This is a genomic window from Secundilactobacillus oryzae JCM 18671 (assembly GCF_000740055.1).
GTDB classification, from domain to species: domain Bacteria; phylum Bacillota; class Bacilli; order Lactobacillales; family Lactobacillaceae; genus Secundilactobacillus; species Secundilactobacillus oryzae.
Window position 1 is genome coordinate 1 of record NZ_BBJM01000026.1, and the last position, 25,485, is coordinate 25,485.

Below are 25,485 nucleotides of genomic sequence, written 5' to 3' on the forward strand. Positions count from 1 at the left end.
ATTTTAGCCAAGTAACGACTGATGAGATCCTAGCAGCACTTGAACTAATTAATCAACGACCATTAAAAATACATCATCAACAGACTGCCATTGAAAGATTCCGGGCTTGTTCGGAACTTGTAATTTGCCATATTTAAATCACACAAAAATGCGCAACCAGTTTATCGTTGGTTGCGCATTTTCTAGTTAAATCGTCTTTTCAATTTTTGCAATCCAGTCGTTCAGACTGGTTTCGTAATCTGCTAATTTTGCTTCAGCGTCCGCTTGGTCTTTACCATTGGTACCGATGTAAAGCTTAATCTTTGGCTCGGTTCCTGAAGGCCGAACTGCAATCCAAGTACCATCCGTTAACCAGTACTTCATGACGTTAGCCTTAGGAAGCGTCAGTGGCGTTTCACTACCATCTGCACTCGTTTGGACCTGCGTGTCGTAATCGTCCACAGCTTGAACCTTAACCCCCGCAAATTCGCTTGGGTGTTCCGCATGAACTTTGACCATAATCTTCTTCATGATGTTCTTACCTTCAACACCATCATATTCTTGTGATAGTGTCTTTTCGGTGAAGTAACCGTATTTTTCATACAGCTTTTGAATCCCATCGTAAAGTGTTAGGCCTTGTGCCTTGAATGAAGCGGCAACCTCTGCCAAAAGAACAGTCGATTGAATGGCATCTTTATCACGAACAAATGGCTTAATAAGGTAACCATAGCTTTCTTCAAAACCAAACAAGAATGTCTTGTCGTGGCGTTCTTCAGCTAACTTGATTTGTTCTGCAATGTACTTAAAACCAGTCAAAACATCAATCATTTCAACGCCATAGTTTTCAGCAATCTTAGTAGCTAATTCAGTTGAAACTAATGACTTCACAGCCATACCGTCTTTTGGTAGGTCACCAGCTTGTTGGTGGGCGTCCAAAATATACTCAAATAATACTGAGGCAATTTGGTTACCAGTCATTAGTTGGTACTCACCATCAGGTTGGCGAACTGCAGCACCCAACCGGTCAGCATCAGGGTCGGTGGCAATTAAGAGATCAGCTTTTTCTTGCTTGCCAAGTTCAATCGCCATATCAAAAGCTGCAGAGAATTCAGGATTAGGGAAAGCAACCGTTGGAAATTCAGGATCAGCAATAGCTTGCGCTGCTACCATTTTGAATTCGTTAAAACCGGCATTCAGTAGTGCTCGTTGACCGATCACTCGACCAGTTCCGTGAAGTGGTGTGTAAACCAACTTCATCTTGCTACCGACTTCTTCCACTAACTTGTGGTTAATTGTCACCGTTGCCACATTTTCTAAATATGGTTCATCAACATCTTCACCAATAATGTGCATGAGGTTGGTTTGGCGTAGGAATGGTTCACTAGCAGGACGAACGCTGAATAAGTCCGTCACTGAACGTACATATTCAGTAATCTTGTCTGAAGCTTCTGGTGGCATTTGACCACCATCTTCTCCGTAAAGCTTAAAGCCGTTGTATTGCTTTGGATTATGACTTGCTGTAATCATAACTCCGGCAAATGTGTGCAGATGACGCACAGCAAAGGAGAGTTCTGGAGTTGGTCGAATATCATCAAATACAAAACTTGGAATATCGTGAGCACCCAAGACTTTGGCAACATGATGGGCAAACTCGCGAGATAGGTACCGTGAATCAAATCCTACGGCAACCCCACGCTTCTTTTCTGTAGCAGACAAGTGCTCGTCCATGAAGCGGGCAAGGCCTTCCGTTGCGGCACCGACCGTATAAATGTTCATCTGACCGATACCAGGACCCATGGTTCCCCGCATGCCTGCCGTTCCGAATGACATTGGTGCTTCAAAAGCATTTTTAAGTGCCTCTTCGTCACCCTTCATTTCGCGAAGTGCATCTCGCAGTTCTGGTTGTAAATCTTGTTGCTGTTTCCAAATTTGATAATTTTCATTCCAACTCATTAGTAATTCTCCTCTATTTTTTGAAGCCTAATTCTAGTCGTTCAAGTTACTGATTACGAGTTCATCAGAACGTTCAGTAATTCCTGAGCGGATTCGTTAAGACTGCTCTTTGATTTATCATTGCCCAAATGGGTATAAATTTCACCAACGTAAGTATCGTTTGCATATAGTTTGTCGAAAACATTGTCGATGATTGGACGAGTCTTGGCCTCTTCTTGAACAGGGCCAAATGGGTTAGCAAAGAATGTCGTGGTCATCCCCACTTCATCCGTGGTTCCAAGTGCCCGACGCTTACCTGAAATAAACGTTTCTTTAGCCTCATCTTTGTCATCAAAGCGATGCAAACCGATTTCATCTGAGTAATTGTTTGCGTAAACCCACATATCAATCTCGTGGTGTTCGACAACTCGTTCAAACGCGTTAGCTGGAATAATCACTCGGGCATTTGAAAGTTCAGGGTTCAAATAAACACCACGGTCCATGTTATTAAAAGCAACCGCACTACTTAAGTCATCTAGACGGACAAAGGCACCAGTTTCAGTACCTTGAGCGTATAATCCAGCCCCTTCATCTGTCAACGTGAAGCTCCCCATGTCATCGAAAATGGTTTCCATCGAAATAATCTTGTCATCGGCAATTTCCTGCAAGGCTTCAATCGACTCAGACTTCCCGGCACCTGAATCACCGAAAAAGACGACTGTTTTGTTCTTGTCGTTTGAGAAACTGATTCGAACCATTGACCCATGAATTGGTAGGTTGCCCTTATCAATCATGTGTAAGTTGTGAAGGGTTAGGCACATTTTCTTCATGTAACCGAAGTATGTGGTCTTGTCGTTATAAGGCACTTCACCCACCCAAATATCGTTGGCCTCATCATGGTAGTAGTGGCTTACGCCGTCTTCAGTTTCCTGCAAACCAAATAATAGGATCAAATCTGGCTTTTGGCCTTCAACCTTTTTGCAATCGGCCACTTCAAACAAGTTAGCCAGTGATAGGCCACTCACAAAGTAATCACGGTGGAAATAGATATAGGCAATACTTTCGCCAATCTTAGCTGGGAAACAGTACCATTCCTCGCGAGAGCCATCAAACTTGGTGATAGGATTATTTTCAACTGCTGAAAATACGCCTTCACGCTTGTTACTCTTAGTGTGCATCATCATTGGTGGTCGCAGCATCAATGTGTCCAGGAAACGAACTGTTTTCAACTTCTCGTATCCAGCAGGTGCTGGCCAATCAATCGTTTGAGTTAAGACACACGCATTTGTACCGGCATTAACTTGTCGGTAGGTTTTGTTAGCGTGACCCTGTAATTTTTCTTCAATTGTCCGGTAAAGGTCAATGACAAGTTCATTAAATCGATTATCAATATCCATAAATCCGCTTGCGACAACGTTGTTGCTGTGCAAGTTGATGGTTGAGACCCGCAAAAATGACCGGTAGAAAGAGTACAAATCTTCGATGCTAGCCAAAATATCAGCACGATCGAATTTTGCAAAAGCGTTATCTTGGTCTAATACGATGGCCTTCAACGTTTCGAGGTACGTGTCTACATCTGTTTCGTCAAAGCGTGACTTTCTTTCGAATTGATTACGACTATTCAAGAATTGATTGACGACACTTTTAAGTTCGTCGCTATTAATTAGCTCAAAAATATTCTTGATGTAGTTCTCATTGTAATCAAGCACCGCAACTTTACGATCTTGGTTCAAGTACAGTGCGCCACTTGTAACAGGTTGCACGTTTTTGGTCATTTCGCTATCTCTCCTTTAATTGTAACTTAAAGCATATTTTAGCCTATCTAGCCGGATTTCCATAGCGCATTTAAATAAATATAAGGAAAAAATGTGAGCGATTGGAAAAAACTCATTTTCGGTATAAAGCCCAAACAGCAATGGCCGCCTCAAGAAACATGCCAATCCCCATTAAGTACATGGCAATCATGTCTCGTCCCATGACTAGCGTAATTAGTAAAACAGCGTACAAAATTAAAAAGAACCACGCTAAAACTTTCGATTGCATTCCCATTACTCTGCCTGCCTTTCCTTGGTATCCCTAAGTAACAACGCGATAAATAGACCCACAACTTCAATGATGAAGAAGGTGAAGAAGACGGTGTGAAAGCCACCCAAGTTGGCGAGTTTATCAGTAAATCCTAGTTTGATGAAATGAGCCGAGCTGTTGGCTAAAACCAGCGTTGCCACCATAACCCCGGTTGAACCTAGGATTTGGCGAGTGGTCGTAATCACAGCAGTTCCATGAGAAATCAGGTCATCAGGCAACGAATTGGCGCCCAGCGTAACGGCTGGCATCATTACGAAGGCATTTCCACCTTCGATGAGCGCTGCTAAAATCATCATGAGCACTAGGCTGTTTTGGCGATAAAGTAATGCTAGTAATCCCCAGCCAATGACAATCATCGTCATACCAATGAGCATCACCACTTTAAAACCAACCCGATCAGCTAACTTACCAGTCAGTGGATTCAAAATACTCAAGAAAACAGCGCCCGGAACCAATGCCATCCCTGAAATGAAAGGCGAAACACCTAAAACGGTTTGATAATACAGTGGAAAAATAATTGTAACCACAATAAGGGCAATGTATGATGCGCCAGTTAATAGGACAGCGAGATCAAAATTGAAGGTCTTAAGCACCCGTAAATTCAACAGCGGTGTTTCCAATTTGAATTGGCGTACGACAAACCAAGTTACTGCCAACACACTTATCAGCAGAATGATCATGGCATTGGTCCAGTTAACACCAGTCTGACCCGCCAGATTAATAACATACAGGATGCCAATAAACCCAACTAGGCAAATGACCGAAATCATATCTAATTTTGTTGGTTTGAGTGGCATCACATTTTGAATGAAGACCGTTGCTAGCAACAAAATAATGGTAATAATGACCATAAAAACCAAGAATAAGCCTTGCCACGTCATGTAGTGCAGGACAATCCCTGAAATAATAGGTCCAACCGCTAATGCGGATCCCATGACTAATCCTGCTGCTCCCATCACGGAGCCGCGTTGCTTTTCAGGCGTAATTCGCAGTAAAACGACCTGAAAAGATGGAAATAAAATCCCAACTCCGACCGCTTCTAAAGCTCGCCCAATCAGCATGACTGGAAAATTAGGCGCTAAATAAATAACGAGCGTCCCAATATCGAATAGTGCCAAGACAAATAAAAATAACGACTTAAAGTTCATGTTACTGAGCAACCACGGACTTACCGGCATCATCACGCACATGATGAGCATAAAACCTGTCGTCAACCATTGAACGCTTGATGCAGGAATATTAAAGAATTTCATCAAAGTTGGATAAGCCGTTGAAAGTGACGACTGACTAATCGACATCGTGAACGTTCCTGCTAGTAATGTGATAATAAATAGTAACCGGTTGAATCCGGGTGTTTCTGTATCTGTTTGCATATAAAGTCTCCCCCTGATTTGGCAAGCCAAATCATTATTACTTTTCAGTCTTATTGTAGCATAATCCCAAACCATGCAATTCGCCCTTATTCGGGTTTCCTAGCCGTTTGCGTTATACTATATAGGAAGACCCAATTCGAACTGAGGTGATTATATGGATTTAGTCAGTTATTTAAAAGATCAAATTAGCTTCTTAACCGAAGAATTTGAGCGCGCTCAAAAGCACAAGGATGTGACAATGCGTTACATCGTTGAATCGCGTCTTGATGAAGCCAAGAAAGTTTTAAACGCCGTCAAGCGCGGTGAAATTGATCGGTTAGACTAAAAAACGTTGAGGCACGCCTCAACGTTTTACTTTCGTCTATCTCCCAAACTCACCAAAACAATGATGAGAAACACAACTAAAATTGGAACGACTGATCTCATCGATGTCGTCACCCAATGTTGCCAACCCGTTAAGGTGGAAAGATCAGCTTGCCCGGCCACAAAGAAAGCGATGATGACGGCAACTAGGAGTAACCAGAGTGTCGCTTGTAACACCAACAGCAAACGTTTCATCTATATCGTCCTCCTAAAATAAATACGCATGAGATGATCAAATCTCGTCATTTTTCCTAAAAAGTTGTAAATTATAGCTAGACAAACAAAGGAGCACTTAAAATTGATTACTTTAAAATCGAATCGTGAAATTGAAAAGATGGCTGCATCAGGCGCCTTACTCGCGAACGTACATAAAGGTTTGCGCGACATCATCAAGCCAGGTATCTCTTCATGGGAAATCGAAGCATTTGCTCGCGACTACATCGAATCTCATGGTGGCGTTGCCTCACAAATTGGTTTCAATGGCTATAAATATGCAACTTGTGTGAGCGTCAACGAAGAAATTGCACACGCTGTACCACGTAAGAACCTTATCTTGAAAAGTGGCGACATCGTCAAAGTCGACATGTGTGTCGAACTGGACGGCTTCCAAAGTGACTCATGTTGGTCCTACGCCGTCGGAAAAGTTTCCGATGACATCCAACGCCTCATGGACGTTACTCACAAAGCCCTTTATCTCGGAATTGATCAGGCACGCGTCGGCAATCGAATTGGCGACATCGGTTATGCAATTCAACAATACGTCGAAACCGAAAATAAGATGGGCGATGTCCGAAGCCTAATTGGGCACGGTATTCAGCCAACAATCCATGAACAACCTAGCATCCCCCATTTTGGTGAAAAAGGACGTGGACTCCGCTTACGCGAAGGCATGACAATTACTATCGAGCCCATGGTTAACTTGGGCACTTGGAAAATCGTTTCTCGTGTAGTTGATAACGATACCTGGGAGTATTACGCTTCTGCAGACAATTCCCCTTCGGCACAATATGAGCATACACTTGCCATTACTGCAGACGGCCCGAAAATTCTAACCTCACAGGATCCAGAATTCGATGCTACTTACTTATAATCATTCTAAAGATTATCGTTAATGCGATGATCTTTTTTATTGCCATCCATGTCGTACTAAATCCATATCTCGCTTGCGCATTCCCGACACAAACGGATTGCCCTTCACAAAGTAACGAAGTGGGAGAAAAGTACTGTCGCCCTTTTGACTAACGCCAATTCTGGGGGATTCGCCCACTTCTTGCGGCTCCTTGCCAGTAAGCGAGATGGTCAGTGGGGCATCATCCAAATGAACCAAGTTAAGCGCCTTATCGTTGATGCCAAATGCCTCCATCAATTTACCCGGGCCGTTGGTCAGCTCAAAACCGTGTTTGGCGCGATTCTGTTCCATCAGTGAGATGCCTTCCGCAGGTTCCAATCCCCGCACTAGAATTCCCTCTGGCGTCCCGGCAGCTTGAGTCGCAACATCAAAACTATAGCGACCATGAATCGAATAAATATAAATTGTCCCAGGCTCACGATACAGTGCCTCATTAGCGGGTGTCCGTTTCCCTGCGTAAGCATGTGCAGCTGAATCGTTTGGTCCGAGATACGCTTCTGCTTCCGTGACATAGCCACTAATCGTCCCAGCAGGGGTATGATAAATTAACGTTTTACCTAACAATTCTCGAGCAATCATTTCTGTCGGTCGCCCAGTGAAAAAATCATATAATTGACTCATTTTTTGCCTCCTTCACCGTCCCGTAGTGGTAGACTTCAACTAGGTGGTGATGATATGGAACTTAAAATTGAACGGATTTATACCAAACCAATTGATAAGAATGGCTATCGTATTTTAATTGATCGACTTTGGCCCCGTGGTATTTCCAAAGAAAACGCCGCATTGGACGAATGGGATAAAGAAATTGGTCCGTCGACCGATTTACGAAAGTGGTTCAACCACGATCCCGAAAAGTTTGCTGAATTCCGCCAGCGCTACCGCGACGAATTAGATCAAAATCCAGCAACCACTGACTTTATCGAAACGATCAAAACGCAGCTCAAACAACAAAATGTTATCTTGCTGTTTGGTGCCAAAGACGAAACGCACAACCAAGCAGTTGTCTTAAAAGATTATCTCACGAATAAGCTATAAAAGCTTGCTACCCAAAACTGGGCGGCAAGCTTTTTCGTTAACGTAACGTTTCGTAAATCAGGTTCAAATTCAATCCAATAAGGACAATCGCAATAATCCAAGAAATCCATTTGACCCATGGCTTATTAACGAATGGTCCCATTAGTTTCTTATTGCTCGTGAAAATAATCAGCGGAATAATCGCAAACGGCAAGGCCACGCTCAGGAACACTTGAGAGAACGTCAGCAACCCTTCAATCTTAGCCTCATTGCCCTTGTAGTAAATGGCAAACCCTAAGACTGGTAGAATCGCAAACAGTCGCGTTAAAAGCCGTTGTGCCCAAAGTGGCATCTTGAGGTGCATAAAGCCTTCCATGATGACCTGTCCAGCCAGAGTTCCCGTAATTGTGGAACTTTGTCCTGAAGAAAGCAAGGCAATGGCGAATAACATACTCAAAATTGGTGAGGCAATCGCCCCCACAATTTGCGAGTTCTGAAGTGCATTATAAAGGTCGCTAAAACGGCCAAGATCGCTACTTGCTCCGTAAAACAGTGCAGCTCCTAAGATTAATAGGAGACTGTTAACCACAAACGCCACGCTCAGTTGCACGTTGGAATCCACCACCGTGAACTTAATCGTCTTACGGACACTGGCCTCATCTTCGCGGTCATAACTCCGTGTTTGCGAAATTGAGGAACCTAAGTACAAGTTATGAGGCATAACGGTCGCCCCCACAATCCCTAATGCTAAGTACAACATTGAATCATTCGTTACTAATTCAGTGTGGGGAATGTAGCCACCTACCACCTCTGCCATGTTCGGCTGAGCCAGAATCACTTCGTAGAGGAAGACGAACAGAATAACGGCAACCAAGGTCGCCACAATGGCTTCGATTTTTCGAAATCCAAGTTTCATCAATAGTAATAATATCAAAACATCTAATGCGGTAATTGCAATCCCCACAATTAATGGAATACCAAAGAGTAGCTCAATTGCAATCCCAGAACCAATAATTTCGGCGATGTCAGTCGCCATAATCGCCAATTCCGTCACAATCCAGAGAAAAATCCCCATCCCTTTACTGGTTCGATCTCGAGTCAATTGAGCTAGATCTCTACCAGTCACGATTCCCAACCGGGCGGCCATTGCCTGCAACAGCATGGCGATTAAACTCGAAAGTAAAATCACGGTCAGCAATTTGTACTTAAATTGCGAACCACCGGCTATTGATGTAATCCAGTTACCCGGATCCATGTAACCGACCGCGATCAAGGCGCCCGGCCCCGCATATGCAGCCAAAGTACGCCAAAAACCGGCGTTGGTCGGGACACTGACTGTCCCGTTAATTTCGTCCAAACTTTTGGCTGGTGGTGTGTTCGTTAAATCAATCATCTTAGATTGGTCAGTTTGATTCTTATCGGTTTTTGACATACTGCGCCTCGCTTTCTAAAAGTCCGCCATCGATTACCGTACAACGATAACTGAAACGGAAGCCCGTTTTGCTAAATGTAAGCCAACCGTTCTGGCTGCCTTCCGCGTGTGCTCGACCATGTCGGCACCACACACGATTAATTCGGGTTGAAAATTGGGAATAATCTGTTCCAAAACAACATCGTCAATGTCGCCGCCTTCCCCCACAATCGGCTCAACTTCCTTAACACCGTACTCTTGGGCACGTTTTGCATATTCATTGACGATAGCCCGTATAGCATCACGCTTTTCTTGTAAACGATCAGGAGAGAGTGAATCGTAAATGTTAATATCTTCCCGCTCCATCACGGACACAATCCCCAGTTTTACCGCGTTATCTTTCGCATAAGTTACGGCAAAGCGAAAAGCCCGCTCCGTCGAATCACTATCATCCGCGTCCACGGTTAATAGGACATTGTTGAAGAAAAGCGGCTTAATCTGTTCATTTTCATTCATTAAAAAACCCTCCACAGTTGTATGTAATCACACGCTCATTATATCATGAACAAAAGATAGCGGTTTCTCAGGCGCCTGAAATGTAACAAGTTTATTAATTAACTTTGTCATTTTGATTGCATCTTTAATATTTTAATCTTCGCCTCATAAAATATTCCTTATAGCTAACTAACCTTAGGGAGTGACTCTTTGTGCTAAAAACCAAAAAGATTTGGACCATTTTCGCCCTTCCTATTCTTGCGCTAACCCTAGTGCTCGTTTTGGCAGGCTGTGCCAGTGAAAAGCATTCCGCGGCTGTCATTAAAGATGCCAGTACGAAAGCCGGCGTTTTAACTGCCAAACAAGTGAAAAGCAACATTAACGGTCACACCGTTACGACTCGAGAGGATAGTCAAAAATCGTTGAATGCAACTTACCCAAAAGCCGTTGCAAACGATGATTACACGTTTGATAATCCTTACGTCAAAGTTAACCCTTACGAAACCTCTCCACTTTCCGCATTAATCATTTTCCACACAGACAAAGCAGTTAAAGTGAACTACACGGTTGAGGGTAAAACCGATAAAACATCGATTACCAACAGCGTGAAGGGCTACAAAAAACGCATCAAATTCCAGTCGTCGGCCTCTACTCAGGCACCAACACGGTTAGTGTGACAACTACCGATAAAAATGGCAAGAAAGAAACTGAGGCTTATACGGTTACCACTACAACCAGTTTGCCAAAATACATCGAAAATTCTAACCCAACGGCAACCAACGTGGATAAGAGCAAGATGATCATTGGTAAAAACGAACTGACCGTCCTTGTTCGTTCTACTAAGGAAACCTACACAGTTGATGCTGACGGTGCCGTTCGCTGGTACTCAACCCTTTGGAACCAACACATCATGGAACCACTCTCAACTGGTCATTTCCTAATGCTGACTAAAGAGAATACATCCGACCTCGTCTACAATGACTTGATCCAAACCGACTACTTAGGTCGGGTTTACAAAGAATACAAATTTGGTACCAAAACTGTTTCTAACGAATTTGGTACTAAGAATGCTGAAACAACCATTATTCACCACGACATCACAGAGTTACCTAATCACCACTACTTAGCCACTGTGAACGACGGTTCCTCTAAATACGTTGAAGATACCATCGTCGAAATTTCACACAAAACGGGTAAGGTTGTTCGGGTATTGAACCTCAAGAACATTCTGCCCGCTTCAATGTACAAAAACTACAGTGCCACGAAACGTGGTGACGGTCGTCTTGACTGGTTCCACAACAATGCGGTTGACTACATTAAGAAAGATCACTCAATCCTCGTTTCCGGTCGTAACTCTGATATGACAATGAAGATTGATTGGAACACTCAGAAGATCCAATGGATTTACTCCGGAAAGAAGAAATCATCATGGCCTAAAGCCTACCAGAAGTATGTGTTAACCCCATCTAAGGGAACTTCTATCACGGGTGGTAAACATGACCTTCACTTAATTTCTCAATCCAAGAATGGCAATATCCAAAATGTGCTACTATTTGACAACAACATCAGTGTGACAAACGGTAATAAGAGCACTTCTGGCAAGTACTCTCAAGGGGTCCAATACCATATTAACCAAGACAAGAAAACTATCACTCAAACTTGGGCTTACGGAAAGTCACTTGAAACTGCCAACTTTAGTTACATCATTGGCAATACCCAAAAACTGGGCAAGAACAACTACATGATGGACTTTGGCTATATCAGTAAAGGAACTAAGAGTAACATTATTGAAGTCTCCAACAACAAGCAAGTCTTCAATTTGACTCTCTCTACTCCAGCATCAAAAGCCTACGTTTACCGGGCATACCGCTTGCCTCTTTTACCAAGCGCCTATACCTTCTCGGTAACCAAATAATTTAATAGTTTAAATTAAAAACATCTTACATAACTGCCTAAAACAGCAGTCAGTAAGACGTTTTTTTAATCAAGCGTATTTACCGCAAAATCCGGCTTTTGACCTGATAGTACTTGATCCACCATAGTTACAGCGCCTAATGCCATACGTGCACTAGCTTCTACCGTATTAGATCCGGTATGCGGCGTTAGAAAGACATTATCTAATTTTAGTAACGGGCTGTCACTTGGTAGCGGCTCCGTTTCAAAGACATCTAGAGCAGCACTACGAATCGTGTGATTTTGCAGCGCTTCAATCAAGGCGAGCTCATCAACAACCGCACCACGCGCAAAGTTCACCAGACTAGCGGTTGGCTTCATCATTTTCAATTGCGCAGCTCCAATCAAATGATGCGTTTCTGGGGTAGCAGGCACATGTAGCGACACAAAGTCTGATTTTCGTAACAATTCATCAAGTGTCACTTGTTGACCATATTCGCTTGGTTTCTGCGAACGATTATAGTACAAAATTGTCATCCCAAATGCTTGAAGTCGCTTCGCCACTTCCTGACCAATATGTCCAAAACCAACGATACCAACCGTCTTACCACTTAAATCATGACCAGCAAGATGGCGGCCTGCATGCCAATTGCCATCGCGTAACGTTTGCGATTCCTGAATCACGTTTTTGGATAGCAATAAGATATCTACGATGGTGGACTCCGCAACTGTCACGGCGTTCGATCCCGGTGTATTCGTTACCCAAATGCCCCGTTGACCTGCCGCTTTGGTATCAACACTGTCATACCCCACACCAAGGCGGGCGATAATTTTAACATTCGGTACTCGATCCAGCGTTGTTGAATTATAGGGATACGTCATGGACACTATACCATCCGCTGTTTTAGCCTGTTCGAAAAAGTCGTCAGTACCTTCCACATCGTATGACACCAGCTCATACCCCTTTTGAGAGAGGTAATGCTCTGTTAATTGATCCATTCCCGTGGGAATTAGTACTTTCTTTGCCATTAATGAAGACCTCCCGTTTCGTCATACCTCGTATTATAATCCAAAAAAGTAAAAAACGTTGACCCGAGAATGCCGGTCAACGTTTAACATTAATTTGTGAAATGATTTGGTGACAAAATTAGATGTCCATGAATTGCTGAACGTCTTTCCACCAAGGATTCTCGTCGTTGTCGCGTTGCGATTGCAGACTCTTTTGCAGCCACGATAACGGGATCCTTTGAAACTAATTTCCAGATGGACATCAACATAATGAGACAGACGCCAATCAGCGGGAATCCCGCAATGACCGACACCGTCTGAACGGCGCTGAATCCGCCAACCAGCATAATCCCAAATGAGAAGAGCATGAAGACGACAACCCAGGCCATTCGGTTGAAACGACTAGGCTCCTCATGCGTCAATGGTAGGCTGGTAAATGAAGCCAAAATATAAGCCGACCCTGAAATGGTGGTAGCCAAGAAGATAAAACATGACACACCATACAGGCTCAACATAATGGTCTTCATTGGCAAAGTCCCGATGACGGCGGCGATAACTGCCGCTTGGCCTTGTGTATTTAAAATGTGGACTAAATCGACGACACCATTTTGTTGTAGCCACAGGGTATAACCACCCAAGACCGCGTAAAATGAGGCACAACCGCCACAACCATAAATGAGCATCCCCACAAGTACCTGACGAATGGTCCGGCCTCGTGAGATTTGTGCAATAAACAAGCCCATAATTGGCATATACGATAGCCACCAACCCCAGTAGAAAAGGGTATTCTGTTGGGCATAGGTATGCTGTGTCCCAATTGCCATGGGAATAAATTTTTGAAAGAATAAACCGATACTATTGAATTCACTAGCAAACAATTGACGCGTTGGTCCAATCAGGAAAACCATGATTAGAAAAACAATGGCGAGCCAGATATGAATTTCACTCAACTTATCAATTCCACCGTTTAAGCCGTGGAAAACTGTCACTGCGAAGATAATAAATAAGAAGAAAAATAACCCTGATTTTAGCGTTAGATTATCTGTCCAACCTGTAATAGCAGAAAGGACCTTAGACATAACCGGAACTTCCATCCCAATCGATGAGCCAATGCCACCCATAATGCCAAATACAACTAACAAGTTTACGATATTGCGACTCATTTTCTTAACGCGACCATCGCCTTGTAACACACCTAGACCATCGCTTAAGCGTTGGACGTGCCCATGTTTCCGGTAAAGAATGTATCCGACCAGAATCGTTGCGGGCGCAAACATCATCCAGGCTAACGGGCCCCAGTTAAACTGGCCAAACACCGTTGCCATGGCAAATGCGCTTTTGGACATTGGCGCTGCACCGTAACTGGGATGCTGAATCATCCGTAGCGGATCCACCATGCTCAGCATCATAATGCTGGCATCGATCGCCGTTGCGAAAACCATGGCGCCCCACTTGAAGTTACTATATTTTGGCTTATCAGCTTCACTACCAAGCTTGATATTACCAAACCGACTAACTGCTAAGTAAATCAAAAAGACGAAATTGATGACATAAACCCATAGGTAAGCCCAATCTAAATGCAAGTTAATCCAACTTAGAGTCGAAGCAAGTGGTGCCTGTAAGGCAGTGCCTCCGATGATGAAAACCAACGCTGCGACCATGAAAATAACCATGACTGGTATGAACACCAATTTATCAATATTTTTACTTCTTAAAATAAAAATCCTCCTCTAATCTATTGGTACCGTGCCACCCCTTCCTAATGTTAGGCTGGCAACAACTCAATTTCGCGGACAAATAAAAAAACGCCTGTCGCAAATACTTTTAAAGCCACCTGCACAGCGCGTTCTCTTCTTATACAAATTGCCAATTCCAATACGCGATATTGATCTTAAAATCAATTATAACGCTTTAAATCAATAAGTAAAATCGACTGGTTGAATAAGTAATTAATAACGGGTGTATGTAAACGTTACCATAACCACCACGTCGCAATCCAAAATTTATTTCACTTTTTTAGGTAATTCCTTAATCACCCGAGCCGGATTTCCGGCAATTGCCACGTTATCACCAAACGATTTTGTGACTACCGAACCAGCACCGACAACTACGTTATTACCAAGTGTGACTCCTGGTAAAACGGTCACCCGGCCACCGAACCAACAGCTATTACCAATCGTAATTGGCTTACCCATTTCAACATCGGCATCCCGTTCGTTAGGATCTAGCGGATGAACCGGTGTATACAAGCCAACGTTGGGACCAAAGTAACAATGGTCACCAATGGTAATCGGACAAGTATCCAAAAAGGTCATATCGTAGTTCCCATAAAAATGGTCACCAATATGGATGTTGAAGCCATAATCAAACTTAAAATCGGCCTCGACAAAGAAATGCTCACCAGTTTCTGCCAATAACGCCTTGAATCGATCGTTCCGTTTTTCATTGTCGGTGATGTGATTAATGGAAACTAACTCATCCCGAATGAACTTCCGTCGTTCAATTAATTCTGGGTCAAACTGTTGGTAGGGCTCACCTGCAGTCATTTTTTCACGTTCTGTACTCAAAGCTATCCCTCATTTCTAATCTACTTCAATCATACCACATAGATAAAAGGGGCCTGACAAAAGGCAAACAACCGAACTATTCTTCCTAGTCGTGCTCCAGAAGTCAATTTCTTCCGCCTAACTACGATCAGCGAACAATTCCAAGTACGAATTATTCGCCAATCTAGGTTAGTGCTCAGAAACTGACCGACTTCTGTCACAACCTTTTCTATTTTTCTCGTTGATCGTATGCCCGCTTCGATTTAAATCCAGCATTAAAAACTTCTTTCATCTTCTCAACGTGACGCTGCTTGGTTGCCTCCGCCTTGGTGCCAAAGATAAACTTCGCCCATTCACGCTGGTAGCCTGGCGTTAAATTCGCAAAAAAGTCGGATAGCGCCGCATCATCTTGTAACAAATCCGCCACTTTAGGAATATCCACTTCGTAGTCCTGTAAGGTTTTCTTTTCCATCGTCATAATCTCCTTCACTTAAAATCCTAATTTTTTGAGACTTTCAGTAATGCTTTCAACTGAATGATCCGAGTGATCGGTTGGCTCACTTGGCTTCGGCTTTGATTGCGGTTTAGCCGGTGTTACTTGGGGGTTTGGCGTCGGTACCACTTTAGCTTTTGGTACTTGATGATGCTCAACCGCTCTGGTTTTCTCGTTTTTGCCTGGCATGTCATCCATTGTCTGGTTCAAAAGCTCATCAACAAAGTTGTTGCCTTCGTTAGTGGCATGTCCCTTTGTCCACTCTAACGTTAAGTGAGAAAACTGTGGTAGCAAGCGATCTATGTCTTGCCAAAGTTGCTTATTTTGCAGTGGCCCAGCCGCACGCTTCCAACCGCGTTTTTTCCATCCTGCAAGCCAGCCCTTTTGAATCGCATTCAAAACGTATGTTGAATCCATGATAATGGTAATTTCCCGAGTCATTGCATCTAATTCGACGAGTTTTTTGAGCGCTTGCCTAAGTGCCATGATTTCCATGCGGTTGTTAGTTGCGCCAAATTCGCCACCCGAACCAGCCTCCGTTTTACCATCAATCTCAATTCGATACGCCCAAGCAGCCTTATCACTAGCATTTACGTGACCGCCCGCCACGTTTCCTGTGTTACGAGAACCACCGTCTGTGTACACGACGATATCGTTAAAAGCTGTTCCTGACATTGTAGTTGTGACTTTCGGTTTAGCTTTGGACGTCGCTTCATCTGCCGCTATGTATGCCTCAGCCTCAGTTTTGGTTTTAAAACTCTTGTATTGCGCGTTAGGATACCCTGATACTAAGCGCTTCGTTTCGTCCCAGTCCGTGTAAATACCGGGTGTACGTCCTTTTTTAACAGCGTAATACTTCATAACTCGTTGACCACCCTTTTTAATTTTTATTATCGCAAACTTCAAAGTAAAATTCTCTAATTTCTATATTTTCAATTTGACCCTTTCATACCTTTACAAGAACCTTAACGTTTTGTAAACATCAGGCTTCTCATTATTATTTTTCCTAACCTTATGCTAATATAATAGGTAATGGTTACCATCGGTTTTCAATAAATTTACTTTAAGGGGGCATTTGATGGATCAATTCCGCGTCAAACTCATAACCGTATTCCAAGCATGGGGTTTACTGAAAGACCAAAAGGCTCAACGCGACGAACGTTTTCCTGAATTAGAATCAACTGGTCAATACATATTACCGGATTACCGTTTGACCCGCAAACGTGAAGCGTTTAAAATTCGCCGACACACTTTCCTTAAACACCAGTATAAATCATATGTGGCTTTTGATTCAGAAAATGGCCAAACTTTATGGATGCACAACTTCGCTAGTTTAACTGAAGCCTTGTTCTGGCTTGAGACTGGTTTGAAGCCAACCGACTCCGACTCAACCTACTCTTATCAAGATTGGAAGACGGATCATGCCGACGCCATCGAAAAGGTGAAGGAAGAATTAAAACAACTTAAAGTTGCTCACGCTAAAAAGACTAAAGCGACTGCTAAACCAGTCAAATAAACGAGAAGCTCCCGTTATGGAAGCTTCTTTTTTGTCGGTGCCCTAAGTGTGGCATAATAGGGGTAAATATTGCATTACTTAAGGAGAGTTTCGCATGCAATCCGTCATTCACAGGCGATTTTCGCTTTCACAAACCTTAACATACGGCTTCGTCACCATTATTTTATTGGGGACGATCCTCTTAATGTTGCCGATTTCAACGAATTCGGGTAACGAAACTCCCTTTCTGACAGCATTCTTCACGGCCACGTCGGCAACCTGTATCACTGGTCTGACATTAGTTAATACAGCCGTGCATTGGTCACTGTTTGGTAAAATCGTGATTATCATCCTAGTTGAACTGGGTGGTCTCGGATTCATGACGTTCGCCGTACTCCTTTTCTTATTCATGCGTCGCAAACTGGCGCTCACTACGCAGCTATTAGCAAAGGAATCGCTTAATCTGCATAACCTATCGCAGGTGCGAATTGTCCGTTGGATTATCATTTTATCGTTAGCGATTCAGTTGGTGGGTACCGGTCTGCTATTTGTCGACTTTTATCCGCGATTCGGGCTACTGGATGGGATTGGCTACAGTATTTTCCATTCAATCTCCGCTTTTTGTAATGCTGGCTTTGACCTTTTTGGGAATAGTTTGATTTCGTTTCAAAATGATCCTTACGTGCTCACGGTTATGGCCGTGCTCATTATTGCCGGTTCTTTCGGTTTTCTAGTTTGGCAAGATTTACTACTGTATGCAAAAACACGTCACCTATCGCTTCACACGAAATTAGCATTACGAATGGGTACTGCGTTAATTCTATTATCGCTGCTCGTCTACTTCATTGCTGAACAGAATTTTCATTTCGATCAAAACGGTTCTACATTCGACCGCATCATCAACACGATTTTCATGGCCATTACGCCCCGAACGGCCGGTTTTGTGACCGTTCCTTACAATCACCTTTCCATGGCCAGCATCCTGTTCACCATGGTCCTCATGTTTATCGGTGGGACGCCCGGATCAACTGCCGGTGGGATTAAAACCACAACAGTTGGCCTGTTGCTCATTCAAAGTTGGGCGACACTAAAGGGTGACCGAGATGCTGAGTTTGGACACCGCCGTTTTACCCAAGAAAACATTTCTCGAGCCCTTACCCTCGTCTTCGTAGCCTTGGTCATCCTCGGAACCGCCATTATCATCCTGACGTTCACTGAGCATGTTCCCAAGGGATCCGGCCTTGAATATATTGTCTTTGAGGCGCTTGCCGCTTTTGGGACGACCGGAATTTCACTTGGTCTCACCGCGCATTTAACCGTCATCGGTAAACTGATTATCATCGCCCTGATGTTCATTGGCAGGGTCGGAATTTACACAGTCATGTTTTCAATTCTAAACGCCGATCACCCCGCAAAGGGTTATCGTTACCCAGAGGAGAGTGTTCTAATTGGTTAAATATCACGGAAAACAAAATTTTGCAGTTATCGGTTTAGGTCAATTTGGTGGCTCCATTTGCCGTACCCTGGTTGAGTCAGGGCAGGAAGTCTTAGCCATTGATAACGACGAGCAAATCGTTTCTGACTTCATGAACATCGCCACCCGTGCCGTTGTAGCGGATGCCGAGGATGAAGAAACCTTAAAAAGTCTGTCACTAGGCAATTTCGATTGTGTCTTCATCTCCATTGGTGAACATATTCAAGCCAGCATCATGGCCACAATTATCGTAAAAGAACTCGGTGCTAAATCGATCATCTGTAAAGCCGAAACCACCAGTCACGCCAGAGTTCTGGAAAAAATTGGGGCAAACAAAATTATTCAGCCTGAAAAAGATATGGGCCGTCGAGTTGCGCTACAAACGCTTAGCCCTAATATCGTTAATTACCTAGCGTTGAATAATCAGGTCTCACTTGCTGAAGTTAAAATTATAAACAAAAAGTTCATCGGTAAATCACTTGCCGAGTTGGCCATTCGAGAAAAATTTGGCATCACCGTCATTGCCATTTCCCGAAATGATAACGTCGATGTCTCCCCGATGCCGAGTGAGGTTATCCTGGCAGGTGATACGCTCGCTGTCGTTGGTGCAACCGAGCAGGTCACCAAATTTAATAAGGCTACGGATTAATATAATTACAAAAGCGGGTCACGGCGAAATGTCGTGACCCGCTTTTGGTTATTCAGAATACTTCTGTTACAAACTTGCTTACCACTTTCCCGTATTCCACGTACGGCCATCAATTTCGCCACCAACCTGTTGGATCCGTTGATCTAACTCTCGTGCAGCGGTTTGAAGTTCGGTAAACAACGCCTTATCTGTAAAGTGTTTGCTTTGATCTGCGAGTTTTTGACTCTCCTGCAAAAACCAGTCTAAATTTTCCATTTAGTCTTCCTCCATTTTAATCATGGCTAAGGTTTGTTGAAGGTCTGCCAAACGATCTTGTTCGGTACTCAACTCATTAATCAACAAGTTCAAAGTTGACGCCTCCGAGTTCAAAGCCGCTAGTCGTGATTTAAACCACTCAATTTTAGCCGTTAAACTTTCAATGGGCTCCTGAGTGAGGTAGCGTTGATAATTAATCAACTGGGCCATTTTCTCCCGGTCGGTTTGGTAGCCAAACTGATAAATGGGTAAAATTGGTAAAAAGTTCATCGCAAATTTTTTGGCGAGCGCTTGAAATGGTTTTGTCAGTTCTGCCAGACTAAACCCAACTTCCCCACCCGGCTGGTAAGCCTCAGCTGGCAGTCCAGTCGAAATCACTAAACCGAGGTGCTTGTCACTCAAATCGAGGTGACTTGATAAAACCTCGTCCTGCCAGTTTTTCAAACTTGCTGGTGAACTGTACCAGTACAGCGGAAATTGAAAAATAATTCGGTCGTTTTCAGCGAGCAATCGTTGCTCGATTTCAACATCTATCGGTTGATTGACCGCCAATTCATGCCAGGTGACATTTTCCAGTTCAGTCCCCCGTTTGAGAAATTGTTGGGTATATGAATTGTCGATTTCAGGATGTGACACGATTATCAAAGTTTTCATGAAAATGCCTCCCGATGCGTAAAGTTCACTGTTATCATATCATGAAATTTGTGAATTTAAAGTTATGACGTTAAGAGATTGTTTAAGCGCTTTCATATGTCTATAATAAAGCTAAGTCTTATCAAGAAAGGATGATAGTTTGTGTTAAGTAAGACGAAGCGTTTTTGGTTAGGTATTATGGGAATCGCCGTTATTGTGCCACTGGTATTGGCCGGTTGCGGCAAAAAGGAAAGTTCGGATAGTGTCAGCGTTAACCACGATAAAACTTTGATTGTGGCAACCTCTGGAACCCTCTACCCGACTTCCTATCACGATCAAAAGAGCAACAAACTGACCGGTTACGATATCGAAATCGTGAAGAGCGTTGCCAAGGAAATGGGTTACAAGGTGAAATTCAAGGAGCTCAACGTTGATGGCCAGTTAACGGCTATCAAGACGGGAAAAGCGGATATGGCCGCCAACGACTTTGGTATTTCACCACAACGGGAAAAATCGTTCACATTGTCAACGCCATACAAGCACTCCTTCAACAGTATGGTCGTGCGGAAAAGCGATAACTCCGGCATCAATTCTTGGTCCGATTTAAAGGACAAGAAGGCTGCTGGTGAAGCGGGCACGAGTTACCAACGACTAGCCAAGCAATTGGGGGCAAAGCTAGTCAATTATGACAACGTGTCAAACGATGTTTACCTTCGTGACGTCAAATCTGGTAAAACGGATGTCATTATGAATGACTACTATTTACAAAAGCTAGCACTAGCCGCAACTCCAAATAACGGTTTGAAGATTCTCGACAATATGTACTTCCGGACTACTGACGACGGCAAGGGTGTCGGCATTATCATGAAAAAGGGCAATACCAAGCTAGAAAAGAAGGTTAACGCAGCCCTTGCGAAGCTTGAGAAGTCTGGTAAGTTAGCTAAAATTTCAAAGAAATTCTACGGAACTGATGTGACAAAAAAACCAAACGTCAAAATTTCCAGAACCTTCAACATCAAAAATTAATGTCTAGGAGAGAGGTAATCGTATGAATTGGTTGTCCTATCTCTCAATTCCCAATTTCTTCGATGCACCGCTGGCATTTCAATCCATTCCGAAGATTTTAGCGGGATTTCCAATTTCCGCACTTCTGACGGTGGTTAGTTTCGGGTTAGCGTTGGTATTAGGCCTACTACTGACCTTGGCACAACTGAGCCGTTTTCGTGTCCTTCACTGGCCCGCTCGCGCATTCATTTCGTTCATGCGTGGCGTTCCAATGCTGGTTGTCCTCTTCATCATCTACTTTGGTTTTGAAATTAACGCGCTCCCAGCTGCCATCGTTGCATTCACGATTAACTGTAGTGCGTTTGTCTCAGAAGTCTTTCGTTCTTCGTTTATTGCGATTGACAAGGGGCAATGGGAAGCCGCCTATTCGTTAGGCTTACCCTACCGCCGAGTGGTTTTGAAGGTTATCTTACCGCAAGCCTTTCGCATTGCCATTCCGGCACTAGGAAATATTTTATTGGACCTATTCAAGGGAACTTCATTGGCAGCGATGATTACTGTGACCGATATGTTTATGGATGCAAAAATCATTGCCGGTGCCAATTTGGATTACATGACGATCTACATTACGATTGCCATCATTTACTGGTTTTTCTGCTGGTTAATGACAATTGGTCAAACCCAGTTAGAACACCATTTAGCGTACTAAAAAAGACGATGAGCTGAGCTCATCGTCTTTTTACTTAGCCAAATCTTCTGTCCTAATCGTGTTCCAGAAGTCCGTTTCCTCCGCCTAACTACGATTAACGAACCATTCCAAGAACGAATTATTCGCCAATCTAGGTTGATGCTCAGAAGCGAACGACTTCTTTCACAACTTGTCCTTAGTTTACACGATCCGTACCAACCACTGGGCTCGTTGTTCTAGCAAGTGATGGTTTGAGGAAATGAAGTCCCAGACCAACAACTAAACCAACCAATGCGGGCACAACCCAATCCATACCAAGACTAGCGAATGGTAAGTAGCTTTGTTGGAAGCTAGCTAGGGCCTTACCGAATGCACTAGCACTCACAACTGGTGGGAATGCGGCAACCATATCCAATAGCGCTGGCACCGCCGTTAGCAGCACAACAGGTGCATACACACGGGGGTCACGATTGAAGAGTGGTGAAAAGACAGAAAGTAAGATTAATACCATGGCAAATGGGTAAAGGAACATCAACATTGGTGTTGACCATGCCAAGATTTGTTCCAAACCGAAGTTGGCCGTTAAGAAGGATGCCAAACACATAAAGGCTAACCATTGGCGGTAACTCACTTTAGGAAAATGTTTGTGGAAATCTTGTGCGAACGCCGCTACTAAGCCAACCGCCGTTGTTAAACAAGTAACGGTAAGTAAGGTTGCCAGTAGTGCATGGCCAAAGCTACCCAGATAATGGCTAACCATTTGGTTGAATGCCACACCACCATCTACAGAAAGCTTAAACTCACCTAACGTTGTGGCACCTAACCAGATTAAACCGACATAAATCACACCGATCATTGCGGTGGCCAATACACCCGCTCTAGCTGTGACTTTTGCATTACTTTTAGCTGAAGTTTTACCTAGTTGGCGTACCGCCGTTACAACGGTAACCCCGAATGCCAAACCGGCTAAGGCGTCCATCGTGTTGTAGCCTTGCAAAAAACCGTTGAAGAATGAAGCGTCTTGGTACTCAGCAGTGACTACTTGCTTCGAAGCGACGCCCATTGGTGAAACGAATCCGAACGCAAAGACTGAGAATAAAAGCACTAAGAAAACAGGATTTAGCAATTTACCAACGCTATTCATGATGTTGGATTCTTTGTAGGAAACCAGGAAGGCAGCACCGAAAAATACTGCTGAGAACACGAATAGACCAACCTGTGTTAATGATTCTGGTAATAATGGCTGAACGCCGACTGAAAATGGAATCGTAGCGGTCCGGGGAGTTCCGAATAATGGACCAATAGTGGCGTGAATTAAGATCATAAAAGCTAATGCAAACGCTGGTCCCAATGGGCGACCTACATCATAAACCCCTTTTGAATGGGTCACACTGATTGCGAGAACCGAAAGTAATGGTAATACGACCGCGGTTACTAGAAATCCTAGCGTCGCCATCCCCCAATGACCACCCGCAAGTTGTCCGAGATGGATTGGAAAAATTAAATTCCCTGCTCCAAAAAATAATCCAAATAACATTGAACTGACGACTAAATATTGTTTCTTGGTTAATGGCTTGGTGTTTAAGTCTTGTACTTCTTCCATAAGCTGTATCCCTCCGATTTTGGTGTTCGTTGTTGTCTATGTATTGCCCTAATGTGACTAATGTCGCTTTCCATTTCCCATCATCGCCTTTAACGCTAAAAAGCGCCCCTAATCCTGAATTGGATTAAGGGCGCTTATGCACGGTACCACCTTAGTTTGCTAGTCCATCGCTGAAATAGCCTCATCGCGTACAGCAAATAAATTGCGATACGTTAACGCGATAACGGGCGTACCCAATGCAGATTACTGTCAGTTCACTACATCACTCAAAAGGGATTTTCATCATCCAGTTCTTGCTTCCTCTCACCAACCGAAGCTCGCTGATAGAATCAGGATGATTACTCTTCTTTCTCATAGCGTTTTAATATTTTCATTATCTTATAACCGTTTTTAGTTTTTGTCAACAAAAAATTGCACAAAAAAACCTCACCACGAATGGTGAGGTTCCGCTTAACGATTAGGTTAATTAAGCAACAGTAACGTTGGCAGCTTGTGGTCCACGATCGCCATCTTCAACGTCAAGAGTAACTTTTTGGCCTTCTTCAAGAGTCTTGAAGCCTTCAGAGTTGATAGCTGAGAAATGTACGAATACATCTGAGCCGTTTTCTAAAGTAATGAAGCCGTAACCTTTGTCTGCGTTAAACCATTTAACTGTACCTTGTTCCATAAGAATGAAACCTCCGTTGCGCTATGCGCGATTTATTTGCATTTGAAACTTTTGAAAAAGGAGCCATTCTTAATAGAACGTTGTACCTTTATTCCGAAGCATAAATACATTATCAATAGAATAACAGCTATTTAGATAAATAGCAAGATTAAAGTTTTAACCGTTTTCAGACCTTCAATGCCATATCTAGGTGAGGAATCCCGTCAACTGGGTAAACCTGACTCGTCGCGACAAAGCCAAAACTTTCGTAAAATTTTTTTAAATAAGCTTGAGCTTGCGCCAAAATTAAATTATTTTCCGGAAATTCAACCAGAATTTGGGCCAGCAACTTAGTCACCAGTTCACGACCTAATCCTGACTTCCGTGCCTCTGGTGCGACCACTACCCGGCCAATGTGCACAGAATGACCATCCTCACCAGGAATCATCCGAGCATAAGCCATAATATTTCCCTCAGCATCCTTAGTGAAAAAGTGGCGTGAAATTAAATCATCACGATCAACTTCTTGATAATAACAGGTTTGTTCAACCACGAACACCCTAACCCGAAGTTCATAAATTAAAAATAGTTCCTTAGTCGTTAACTCTTCAAAGCGTTTCGTTTGAAATTCAGCCACAAACGCCACCGCCCTTCCTAAATTTAAAAGTTAGTATAGCACGTCCGACTATTTGTTGTAATTGCAACAAAATAGTTTTTGACGGCTGCATCTAATTGTTTGCCATTAGCGCCATAATTTTGTTTAATGAACATAATTAAAAATGGAGGTTTTATCATGGGAAAATATATAATTCACTCAACACTGAGACCCATTGGAAGCCAAGTCGTCAACAAGCTTGGGATGTTTAGTTTCCTATCAGATGAACCAGTTGCTGCAAAAGGAACTGATTCAGCCCCAAATCCCGTTCAATATCTATTGGCCGCCGTTGGGAGTTGTATGGGTGCAACGGCTCGTGACATTGAAAATCATGAGCCAAGCCTAGAAATCAAATCCTTCAATACCGATGTTTACGGTGAAACCACGACCTACGATGACGGTAGCTCAAAGGTTACTCACATCACCATCAAAATTAAAGCCCAAACAAATCTAGATCCAGTCGATCACCAAACCTTCTTGCACGAAGTCATTCGTATGTGCACGGTTCACTCATCATTAGAGGGTTCCGTTCCAATGGATATCGAATTTGTAGAGTAATGAATAAAGAGGCTGTGACATAAGTCTCTAAAAAGTGGAATCTAAATCGGATAATTCGATTTAGATTCCACTTTTTTAGTCAAGATTAAGGAGCTTAGCTCCT

28 protein-coding genes, 1 pseudogene and 1 other annotated feature are annotated in these 25,485 nt (G+C 43.3%); of the genes and pseudogenes, 11 read left to right on the top strand and 18 right to left on the bottom strand.

Annotated elements, in window-relative coordinates:
* Window positions 1-186: 186 nt before the first annotated feature.
* The 4 genes from LOSG293_RS07310 to LOSG293_RS07320 form a co-directional block, all read right to left on the bottom strand.
* Window positions 187-1,932 (bottom strand): phospho-sugar mutase, encoded by a 1,746-nt coding sequence (locus LOSG293_RS07310; protein ID WP_034528737.1) that lies wholly within the window; start codon window positions 1,930-1,932, stop codon window positions 187-189.
* 53 nt (window positions 1,933-1,985) lie between these two features.
* Complete coding sequence (locus tag LOSG293_RS07315) at window positions 1,986-3,686, bottom strand: phosphoenolpyruvate carboxykinase (ATP) (RefSeq protein ID WP_034528740.1); 1,701 nt, start codon at window positions 3,684-3,686, stop codon at window positions 1,986-1,988.
* Between the two features lie 112 nt (window positions 3,687-3,798).
* Window positions 3,799-3,954, bottom strand: a complete 156-nt coding sequence (locus tag LOSG293_RS10060; RefSeq protein WP_191976224.1) for a hypothetical protein — start codon at window positions 3,952-3,954, stop codon at window positions 3,799-3,801.
* 5 nt (window positions 3,955-3,959) lie between these two features.
* Window positions 3,960-5,369: an MFS transporter gene (locus tag LOSG293_RS07320; RefSeq protein WP_034528743.1), complete on the bottom strand. Its 1,410-nt coding sequence runs from the start codon at window positions 5,367-5,369 to the stop codon at window positions 3,960-3,962.
* Window positions 5,370-5,523: 154 nt separating this feature from the next.
* Between LOSG293_RS07320 and LOSG293_RS10065 the strand changes: the two genes are divergently transcribed.
* The gene (locus LOSG293_RS10065; RefSeq protein ID WP_191976225.1) at window positions 5,524-5,694 is read left to right on the top strand and encodes a hypothetical protein; all 171 of its coding nucleotides are present in this window, start codon (window positions 5,524-5,526) and stop codon (window positions 5,692-5,694) included.
* Between the two features lie 26 nt (window positions 5,695-5,720).
* On the opposite strand, the gene LOSG293_RS07325 is transcribed toward LOSG293_RS10065, so the two are convergent.
* The gene (locus LOSG293_RS07325; protein ID WP_034528748.1) at window positions 5,721-5,927 is read right to left on the bottom strand and encodes a hypothetical protein; all 207 of its coding nucleotides are present in this window, start codon (window positions 5,925-5,927) and stop codon (window positions 5,721-5,723) included.
* Between the two features lie 103 nt (window positions 5,928-6,030).
* Between LOSG293_RS07325 and map the strand changes: the two genes are divergently transcribed.
* Window positions 6,031-6,822, top strand: a complete 792-nt coding sequence (map, locus tag LOSG293_RS07330) for a type I methionyl aminopeptidase (protein WP_034528751.1) — start codon at window positions 6,031-6,033, stop codon at window positions 6,820-6,822.
* A 36-nt stretch (window positions 6,823-6,858) separates the two neighbouring features.
* On the opposite strand, the gene LOSG293_RS07335 is transcribed toward map, so the two are convergent.
* Window positions 6,859-7,482 carry a DNA-3-methyladenine glycosylase gene (locus tag LOSG293_RS07335; protein ID WP_034528754.1) on the bottom strand — a complete coding sequence of 208 codons (624 nt, stop codon included), beginning with the start codon at window positions 7,480-7,482 and terminating at the stop codon, window positions 6,859-6,861.
* A gap of 54 nt (window positions 7,483-7,536) precedes the next feature.
* Between LOSG293_RS07335 and LOSG293_RS07340 the strand changes: the two genes are divergently transcribed.
* Complete coding sequence (locus LOSG293_RS07340) at window positions 7,537-7,896, top strand: DUF488 domain-containing protein (protein ID WP_034528758.1); 360 nt, start codon at window positions 7,537-7,539, stop codon at window positions 7,894-7,896.
* 37 nt (window positions 7,897-7,933) lie between these two features.
* Here LOSG293_RS07340 and LOSG293_RS07345 read toward each other — a convergent pair whose 3' ends face one another.
* Both LOSG293_RS07345 and LOSG293_RS07350 read right to left on the bottom strand, forming a co-directional pair.
* Entirely contained in the window at window positions 7,934-9,268 is a 1,335-nt protein-coding gene (locus LOSG293_RS07345) for an Nramp family divalent metal transporter (RefSeq protein ID WP_235786830.1), read from the bottom strand.
* 72 nt (window positions 9,269-9,340) lie between these two features.
* Window positions 9,341-9,802 carry a universal stress protein gene (locus tag LOSG293_RS07350; protein ID WP_034528763.1) on the bottom strand — a complete coding sequence of 154 codons (462 nt, stop codon included), beginning with the start codon at window positions 9,800-9,802 and terminating at the stop codon, window positions 9,341-9,343.
* Between the two features lie 344 nt (window positions 9,803-10,146).
* Here LOSG293_RS07350 and LOSG293_RS10150 point away from each other — a divergent pair.
* Both LOSG293_RS10150 and LOSG293_RS07355 read left to right on the top strand, forming a co-directional pair.
* Window positions 10,147-10,451 (top strand): annotated as a pseudogene (locus tag LOSG293_RS10150) (aryl-sulfate sulfotransferase N-terminal domain-containing protein); the annotation flags it as partial.
* A 3-nt stretch (window positions 10,452-10,454) separates the two neighbouring features.
* Complete coding sequence (locus LOSG293_RS07355; RefSeq protein ID WP_235786828.1) at window positions 10,455-11,696, top strand: aryl-sulfate sulfotransferase; 1,242 nt, start codon at window positions 10,455-10,457, stop codon at window positions 11,694-11,696.
* Between the two features lie 65 nt (window positions 11,697-11,761).
* On the opposite strand, the gene LOSG293_RS07360 is transcribed toward LOSG293_RS07355, so the two are convergent.
* The 5 genes from LOSG293_RS07360 to LOSG293_RS07380 all read right to left on the bottom strand — a co-directional run bounded on the left by LOSG293_RS07360 (window position 11,762) and on the right by LOSG293_RS07380 (window position 16,582).
* Window positions 11,762-12,703 (bottom strand): phosphoglycerate dehydrogenase, encoded by a 942-nt coding sequence (locus LOSG293_RS07360; protein ID WP_034528766.1) that lies wholly within the window; start codon window positions 12,701-12,703, stop codon window positions 11,762-11,764.
* A gap of 89 nt (window positions 12,704-12,792) precedes the next feature.
* On the bottom strand, window positions 12,793-14,370 hold the full coding sequence (locus LOSG293_RS07365) for a BCCT family transporter (protein WP_369690586.1): 1,578 nt from the start codon (window positions 14,368-14,370) through the stop codon (window positions 12,793-12,795).
* A gap of 315 nt (window positions 14,371-14,685) precedes the next feature.
* On the bottom strand, window positions 14,686-15,228 hold the full coding sequence (locus tag LOSG293_RS07370) for a sugar O-acetyltransferase (protein ID WP_034528798.1): 543 nt from the start codon (window positions 15,226-15,228) through the stop codon (window positions 14,686-14,688).
* A 229-nt stretch (window positions 15,229-15,457) separates the two neighbouring features.
* Complete coding sequence (locus LOSG293_RS07375) at window positions 15,458-15,700, bottom strand: YdeI/OmpD-associated family protein (protein ID WP_034528768.1); 243 nt, start codon at window positions 15,698-15,700, stop codon at window positions 15,458-15,460.
* 18 nt (window positions 15,701-15,718) lie between these two features.
* Window positions 15,719-16,582, bottom strand: coding sequence for a ribonuclease H family protein (locus LOSG293_RS07380; RefSeq protein WP_034528771.1), 864 nt, complete (start codon window positions 16,580-16,582; stop codon window positions 15,719-15,721).
* Window positions 16,583-16,799: 217 nt separating this feature from the next.
* On the opposite strand from LOSG293_RS07380, the gene LOSG293_RS07385 reads away from it, so the two are divergent.
* From LOSG293_RS07385 to LOSG293_RS07395, 3 genes are all read left to right on the top strand, one after another.
* A complete protein-coding gene (locus tag LOSG293_RS07385; protein WP_034528773.1) occupies window positions 16,800-17,237 on the top strand; it encodes a hypothetical protein in 438 nt (145 codons plus the stop codon).
* Window positions 17,238-17,331: 94 nt separating this feature from the next.
* Entirely contained in the window at window positions 17,332-18,672 is a 1,341-nt protein-coding gene (locus LOSG293_RS07390; protein WP_034528777.1) for a TrkH family potassium uptake protein, read from the top strand.
* Window positions 18,665-19,339: a potassium channel family protein gene (locus LOSG293_RS07395; RefSeq protein ID WP_034528780.1), complete on the top strand. Its 675-nt coding sequence runs from the start codon at window positions 18,665-18,667 to the stop codon at window positions 19,337-19,339. Before LOSG293_RS07390 ends, LOSG293_RS07395 begins: the two co-directional genes overlap by 8 nt.
* A gap of 78 nt (window positions 19,340-19,417) precedes the next feature.
* Here LOSG293_RS07395 and LOSG293_RS09985 read toward each other — a convergent pair whose 3' ends face one another.
* Both LOSG293_RS09985 and LOSG293_RS07400 read right to left on the bottom strand, forming a co-directional pair.
* Entirely contained in the window at window positions 19,418-19,594 is a 177-nt protein-coding gene (locus LOSG293_RS09985; RefSeq protein ID WP_160171716.1) for a hypothetical protein, read from the bottom strand.
* Window positions 19,595-20,248 carry an NAD(P)H-dependent oxidoreductase gene (locus LOSG293_RS07400; protein WP_034528782.1) on the bottom strand — a complete coding sequence of 218 codons (654 nt, stop codon included), beginning with the start codon at window positions 20,246-20,248 and terminating at the stop codon, window positions 19,595-19,597.
* 177 nt (window positions 20,249-20,425) lie between these two features.
* Between LOSG293_RS07400 and LOSG293_RS07405 the strand changes: the two genes are divergently transcribed.
* Complete coding sequence (locus LOSG293_RS07405) at window positions 20,426-21,253, top strand: transporter substrate-binding domain-containing protein (protein WP_034528801.1); 828 nt, start codon at window positions 20,426-20,428, stop codon at window positions 21,251-21,253.
* A 22-nt stretch (window positions 21,254-21,275) separates the two neighbouring features.
* A complete protein-coding gene (locus LOSG293_RS07410; RefSeq protein WP_034528785.1) occupies window positions 21,276-21,941 on the top strand; it encodes an amino acid ABC transporter permease in 666 nt (221 codons plus the stop codon).
* Between the two features lie 175 nt (window positions 21,942-22,116).
* Here the strand turns inward: LOSG293_RS07410 and brnQ are convergent, their stop codons facing one another.
* From brnQ to LOSG293_RS07425, 3 genes are all read right to left on the bottom strand, one after another.
* Entirely contained in the window at window positions 22,117-23,523 is a 1,407-nt protein-coding gene (brnQ, locus tag LOSG293_RS07415; protein WP_034528788.1) for a branched-chain amino acid transport system II carrier protein, read from the bottom strand.
* A gap of 123 nt (window positions 23,524-23,646) precedes the next feature.
* Window positions 23,647-23,887: a binding site (T-box leader), on the bottom strand.
* Window positions 23,888-23,989: 102 nt separating this feature from the next.
* Window positions 23,990-24,190, bottom strand: coding sequence for a cold-shock protein (locus tag LOSG293_RS07420; RefSeq protein WP_034528790.1), 201 nt, complete (start codon window positions 24,188-24,190; stop codon window positions 23,990-23,992).
* A 166-nt stretch (window positions 24,191-24,356) separates the two neighbouring features.
* Window positions 24,357-24,806 (bottom strand): GNAT family N-acetyltransferase, encoded by a 450-nt coding sequence (locus LOSG293_RS07425; RefSeq protein ID WP_034528804.1) that lies wholly within the window; start codon window positions 24,804-24,806, stop codon window positions 24,357-24,359.
* A 156-nt stretch (window positions 24,807-24,962) separates the two neighbouring features.
* On the opposite strand from LOSG293_RS07425, the gene LOSG293_RS07430 reads away from it, so the two are divergent.
* A complete protein-coding gene (locus LOSG293_RS07430) occupies window positions 24,963-25,382 on the top strand; it encodes an OsmC family protein (RefSeq protein WP_034528793.1) in 420 nt (139 codons plus the stop codon).
* The last annotated feature ends 103 nt before the right edge of the window (window positions 25,383-25,485 follow it).